A 5,678-nucleotide genomic window follows, 5' to 3' on the forward strand; every position below is an offset into this window, starting at 1 on the left:
CGGCGCGCTGGCCGACGCGTCCTTCGCCGCCTGGCTCGCGCGGCAGGTCCAGGCCGCGGCCTCGGGCGGGGCGGGGGAGGAGCTGCTGTTCGGCCTGCCGGCGCCGCCGACACCGGATGGCGAATTGCCGGGCCGCATCGCCCTGGTCCTGCGCGCCCTGATCGCCACGGGCCTGCCGCTGCCGCGCCGCTCCGACCGCATCCGCTTCACCTCCGCGCCGCCTCTGCCGGCGGCGCTGGCGGGCGGCACGCTCACCTTGCACCCCGCGTTCCCGTTCTGGCGCCTCGGTGCCGACCTGCTGGAGGCGGTGGGCGTGGTGCAGGCCGCCGGCAGCGGCTCGCTCGGGCCCTACCGCCGCCTGCTCGTGGCCTGGGCCGGGCGGGAGGTGGCGCTGCTGCGCCCGCATGGCACTGCCGGCGGTCCGCCGGTCTGCGTGGGCACCGCGCCGTGACGCCGCTCGATCCCCGCCCGCGCCTGACACTGGACATCGCCCCGCTGCTCGAGAGCCAGTGGACCGGCATCCCCGTCTTCACCCGGCGCCTGGTGCAGGCGCTGGAGGCGAGCGGCCGCGTCCGCCTCGACTTCGCCGTGCGCCTGAACCGCGTGCCGGAGGAGGCGGTGCGCCAGGCGATCGGGCAGGGCAGCGGCACGCTGCTGCGCACCGGCCTGGACGGCCCGGGCGCGGAGGAGCCGACGCCGGTCGATGGCGCCGTCCCGCTGCTCTACCCCTCGGTCAAGCAGGCCTTCCGCGTCGCGCAGCGGGAGGCAAGCACGATCCACGACATCAGCACGCTGGTGATGCCGGAGACGCATGCCGAGGCGAATGTGGACTTCCACCTCGGCCCGCTGCGCGAACAGCTGCTGTCCGACGAGGCGGTGTTCTGCTGTTCCGAGGCGACGCGCAGCGCCCTGGTCGCGACCTTCCCCTGGGTGCGGCCGAAGGCGCGGCTGGTCACGCAATACGTGGACTGGCCGGCGGAGTTCGAGCTCTATGAGCGCAACCTGCCGCCAGTCGCGCTCGGCCGATACGCGGTCGTCGTCGGCACCATCGAGCCGCGCAAGAACCTCGGCCTGCTGCTGCGCGCGCTGGAGCATCCGGCGCTGGCGCGGTCGGGCATCCACTTCGTCGTCATCGGCCGGCGCGGCTGGCTGGCCGACCAGGCGCTGGCCGGGCTGGGGCCGGAGGCGCGGGACAGGGTCACCTTCACCGGCTTCGTCTCCGAATTCGTGAAGTACCGCCTGCTGAAGCACGCCGCCTTCATGGTCTTCCCCTCGGTCTATGAGGGCTTCGGCATCCCGGCGGTGGAGGCGATGAGCCTGGGCAAGCCGGTGCTGGCCGCCATGACCTCCGCCTTCCCCGAGGTGATCGGGGAAGCCGGGGTGTATTTCGACCCCTTCTCGGTGGAGGAGTTCGTCGCCGGCCTGCGGGAGATCGCCGAGCCGAAGCGCCTGGCGGAACTCTCGCCGAAGGCCCTGGCCCAGGCCGCGACCTTCGGCCCCGAGCGCATGGCCGCCCCGGTGCTGGACTGGCTGGCGGGATAGGGCTCGCCCGGCTCCCGGCGCGACGCTAGCCTGCGGCCTGGCAGGGAGAGGAGCGCAGCAGCATGGCCAAGGGCTACTGGATCGCCTTCGGGGACGTCACCGACCCGGAGGGCTACAAGGGCTATGTCGCCGCGAACGCCGCGGCCTTCCGGAAGTACGGCGCGCGGTTCCTGACGCGCGGCGGCGCGATGCGCACGCCGGAGGGCCACACCCGCGCGCGGTCCGTGGTGATCGAGTTCCCGACGTATGCGGCCGCGCTGGAATGCTACGACTCGCCCGAATACGCCGCCGCCATGGCGCTGCGCCAGGGGAAGGCCGTGCTCGATCTCGCCATCGTCGAGGGCTACGAGGGGCCGCAGCCCGGATAGCGGCGGCAGGGGCCGAGGCTTGCGTCCCGGGGCCGCGGGGTGCAAGGCAGCCGCCCATGACCGCCCCCCAGACCGTCGAGGTCGGCCCCGCGGATACCCCCGTGCGGCTCGCCAACCACCTGCCCATCGCGCTGATCGCCGGGCCCTGCCAGATGGAATCCCGCGCCCATGCGCTGGAGACCGCGCAGGCGCTGCAGGAGATCGCCGCGCGGCGCAACATCGGCCTGATCTACAAGTCGAGCTACGACAAGGCGAACCGCACCTCCGGCAAGGCGGCGCGCGGCATCGGCATGGCCGGCGCGCTGCCGGTGTTTGCCGAGATCCGCGAACGCCTCGGCCTGCCCGTGCTGACCGACGTGCATGAGAGCCAGCACTGCGCCCCGGTTGCGGAGGTGGTGGACGTGCTGCAGATCCCCGCCTTCCTCTGCCGCCAGACCGACCTGCTGCTGGCGGCGGCGGCCACCGGGCGCGCGGTGAACGTGAAGAAGGGCCAGTTCCTCGCGCCGTGGGACATGCGGAACGTCGCGGCGAAGATCACGGATGCCGGCAACCCGCGCGTGATCCTGACGGAGCGCGGCGCCTCCTTCGGCTACAACACGCTGGTCAGCGACATGCGCGCGCTGCCGATCATGGCGCGCACCGGCCATCCCGTGGTGTTCGACGCCACGCATTCCGTGCAGCAGCCGGGCGGGCAGGGCACCTCCTCCGGCGGGCAGCGCGAATTCGTGGAGACGCTGGCGCGTGCCGCCGTCGCGGTCGGCGTCGCCGGCCTGTTCATCGAGACCCATCCCGACCCCGACAGCGCGCCCTCCGACGGGCCGAACATGGTGCCGCTGCGCGAGTTCGAGGCGCTGATCGCACGGCTGCAGGCGATCGACGCGCTGGTCAAGACGTTCAAGCCGTGAACCCGATTGTCCTGATCCCCGCGCGGATGGCGGCGACCCGGCTGCCGGACAAGCCGATGGCCGACATCCACGGCACGCCGATGATCGTGCATGTCTGGCGCCGCGCGATGGAAGCCGCCATCGGCGAGGTCGTCGTCGCCACCGACAGCGCGCCGATCGCGGAGGCCGTGACCAAGGCCGGCGGTCGCGTGCAGATGACGCGCGCCGACCACCCCTCCGGCTCCGACCGCATCCACGAGGCGGTCTCCGCGCTCGACCCGACCGGCGCGCATGACGCGGTGGTCAACGTGCAGGGCGACCTGCCGACCATCGCGCCGGCCACGATCCGCGCCGCGCTGGTGCCGCTGATGGACCCGGCGGTGGACGTCGCGACGCTTGTCGCCGAGATCCGGCGCGAGGAGGAGCGCACCGCGCCCTCCGTCGTGAAGATGGTGGGCAGCCAGCTCGCGCCCGGGCGCTTCCGCTGCCTGTATTTCACCCGCGCCACCGCGCCCTGGGGCGAGGGGCCGCTCTGGCACCATATCGGCCTCTATGCCTGGCGCCGCGCCGCGCTGGCGCGCTTCGTGGCGCTGCCGCCCTCCGGCCTGGAGCAGCGCGAGAAGCTGGAGCAGCTGCGTGCGCTGGAAGCGGGCATGCGCATCGACGCCGTGGCGGTGCAGGACGTGCCGCTCGGCGTCGACACGCCGGACGACCTGCAACGTGCGCGCGAGCTGCTCGGATGAGCGACGAACAGCGCCGCGCGACGATGCTGCGCACCGTGGAGCTGGAAGCGGACGGGCTGCAGGCGCTGCGCACGGCGCTGGAAGGCGAGCTCGGCGCCCGCGTGCTGCAGGCCGTCGCGCTGATCCTGGACCGTCCCGGCCGCGTCGCCGTCACCGGCATGGGCAAGTCCGGCCATGTCGGGCGCAAGATCGCCGCGACGCTCGCCTCCACCGGGACGCCGGCGCAGTTCGTCCATCCGGCGGAGGCCAGCCACGGCGACCTCGGCATGATCGGGCGGGAGGATGCGGTGCTCGCCCTCTCCTGGTCCGGGGAGGCGCCGGAGCTCGCCGACATCATCGCCTACACACGGCGCTTCGACGTGCCGCTGATCGCCATCACCTCCCGCAGCGAAAGCGCGCTGGGCAGCGCCGCCGACCTGTGCCTGGCGCTGCCGCGCATGCCGGAGGCCTGCCCGAACGGGCTGGCTCCCACCACCAGCACCACGATGCAGCTCGCGCTCGGCGATGCGCTGGCGATGTGTCTGCTGGAGGCGCGCGGCTTCTCGCCGCAGGACTTCTCCGAATTCCATCCGGGCGGCAAGCTCGGCGCCCGCCTCAAGCGCGCGCGCGACCTGATGCACGGGAAGGACGAACTGCCGCTGGTCCCGCTCTCCGCCACGCTGGAGCAGGCGGTGGTCGAGATGACCTCGCGCCGCTTCGGCGTGACTGGGCTGGTGGACGCGGAGGGGCGGCTGGCCGGCGTGCTGACCGATGGCGACCTGCGCCGCGCCTTCCAGCGCGGGCTGGCCATGTCCGGCCCGGCCGCCGCGGCAATGACGCCGACGCCCCGGACGGCGGCGCCGCAGGACCTGGCCGCAGACCTGCTCGGGCTGATGAACGAGAAGCGGATCACCAGCCTCTTCGTGCTGCAGGAGGGCAGGCCGGTGGGCATCCTTCACCTGCACGACCTGCTGCGGGCGGGGGTTCTGTAGCACCCGCCGGGGTGGTAGATTCGCGCCATGCCGCACGACGACCAGAAGGCCCGCATCTACCGCGCGCCGAAATCCGCCATGCAGTCCGGCCGCGCCCGCGCGCATGACTGGGTGCTGCAGTACGAGCCGCTGGAGCCGAAGCGGATCGATCCGCTCACCGGCTGGTTCGGCTCCGGCGACACAAGGTCGCAGGTTCGCCTCGCCTTCCCGACGGCGGAGGCTGCCATGGCCTACGCGGAGGCGAAGGGCATCCCCTACGAGGTCGAGCCCGCACCGACCGCACGCGCCGACATCAGGCCGAAGAGCTACGCAGACAACTTCCGCTTCGGCCGCACGGACAACTGGACGCATTGAGGCATCGCCGGGCGCTCACGGCTCCGGCGTGAGCGCCTCCACCTCGCCCAGCCGGCCCTTCACGGCGAAGGCGCCGAGCGGGCGGAAGGCGCCACCGGCCGCCCGCGCCGTCGCCGCCGAGACGGCGATGCGCGTCCCGGTCTCCCGATTCAGACCTTCCAGCCGCTGCGCCAGGTTCACCGCGTCGCCGATCGCGCCGTATTGCAGCCGCGCGCGGGTGCCGAGGTTGCCCACCATGGCGACGCCGGTGTGCACGCCGATGCGCGTCGCGCCCAGCCGCACGCCGCGCGCGGCGTGGCGTGCCTCGAAATCGCGGGCGAAGGCATCGATGCGGCGCGCGGCGGCCACCGCGCGGGCGGCATGGTCGGGCTGCGGCAGGGGCGCGCCGAACAGGGCGAACATCCCGTCCCCGATCAGGTTCGCCACGAGCCCGCCCTCCGCCACCACCGCCGCGGCCAGCCCGTCGAAATAGTCGTTCAGCAGCGCCGCGACCTCCGCCGGCGGCAGCGCCTCCGCGGTGGCGGTGAAGCCGGCCAGGTCGGAGAACAGCACGCTCACCTCGCGCTGCTCGCCGCCGAAGCCCGGCTCCTGCTCGCGCTCAACCATGGCGTCGATGATCCGCGGGTCGAGGTAGCTGCCGAAGGCGCGGCGCAGCCGGGCGCGTTCCTTGATGTCGGCGCCGTGAACCGCCCAGCCGCCGGCAGCGGCGGCCAGCACCAGGCCGAGCAGCGCGGCGACCCCGGGCAGCAGCAGCCCGCGGTCGAAGGCGAAGGCCGTCGCGGCGATGACGGCCGCGCCGGCGCCCGCCACGGCGAT

The 5,678-nt window shown here is 73.6% G+C and carries 8 protein-coding genes; 7 read left to right on the forward strand and 1 reads right to left on the reverse strand.

What is annotated here, in order from left to right:
- The 7 genes from OZN99_RS23780 to OZN99_RS23810 all read left to right on the forward strand — a co-directional run.
- Positions 1-451 (forward strand): hypothetical protein (locus tag OZN99_RS23780; protein WP_270937737.1); only part of this gene is annotated, 451 nt, incomplete at its 5' end.
- On the forward strand, positions 448-1,542 hold the full coding sequence (locus OZN99_RS23785) for a glycosyltransferase family 4 protein (protein WP_270937738.1): 1,095 nt from the start codon (positions 448-450) through the stop codon (positions 1,540-1,542). The genes OZN99_RS23780 and OZN99_RS23785, both read left to right, overlap by 4 nt.
- Before the next feature lie 62 nt (positions 1,543-1,604).
- Positions 1,605-1,910: a DUF1330 domain-containing protein gene (locus OZN99_RS23790; RefSeq protein WP_270937739.1), complete on the forward strand. Its 306-nt coding sequence runs from the start codon at positions 1,605-1,607 to the stop codon at positions 1,908-1,910.
- A 56-nt stretch (positions 1,911-1,966) separates the two neighbouring features.
- Positions 1,967-2,815, forward strand: coding sequence for a 3-deoxy-8-phosphooctulonate synthase (gene kdsA / locus OZN99_RS23795; RefSeq protein WP_270937740.1), 849 nt, complete (start codon positions 1,967-1,969; stop codon positions 2,813-2,815).
- On the forward strand, positions 2,812-3,537 hold the full coding sequence (locus OZN99_RS23800; protein WP_270937741.1) for a 3-deoxy-manno-octulosonate cytidylyltransferase: 726 nt from the start codon (positions 2,812-2,814) through the stop codon (positions 3,535-3,537). The genes kdsA and OZN99_RS23800 overlap by 4 nt, the downstream gene beginning before the upstream one ends.
- Positions 3,534-4,508, forward strand: a complete 975-nt coding sequence (locus tag OZN99_RS23805; RefSeq protein ID WP_270937742.1) for a KpsF/GutQ family sugar-phosphate isomerase — start codon at positions 3,534-3,536, stop codon at positions 4,506-4,508. Before OZN99_RS23800 ends, OZN99_RS23805 begins: the two co-directional genes overlap by 4 nt.
- 27 nt (positions 4,509-4,535) lie before the next feature.
- A complete protein-coding gene (locus OZN99_RS23810) occupies positions 4,536-4,862 on the forward strand; it encodes an NADH dehydrogenase ubiquinone Fe-S protein 4 (RefSeq protein WP_270937743.1) in 327 nt (108 codons plus the stop codon).
- A 15-nt stretch (positions 4,863-4,877) separates the two neighbouring features.
- On the opposite strand, the gene OZN99_RS23815 is transcribed toward OZN99_RS23810, so the two are convergent.
- Positions 4,878-5,678: adenylate/guanylate cyclase domain-containing protein (locus OZN99_RS23815; RefSeq protein WP_270937744.1), on the reverse strand; the 801-nt coding region annotated here is incomplete at its 5' end.

It is taken from the genome of Falsiroseomonas oryzae, from assembly GCF_027856955.1.
Taxonomy (GTDB): Bacteria; Pseudomonadota; Alphaproteobacteria; order Acetobacterales; family Acetobacteraceae; genus Falsiroseomonas; species Falsiroseomonas oryzae.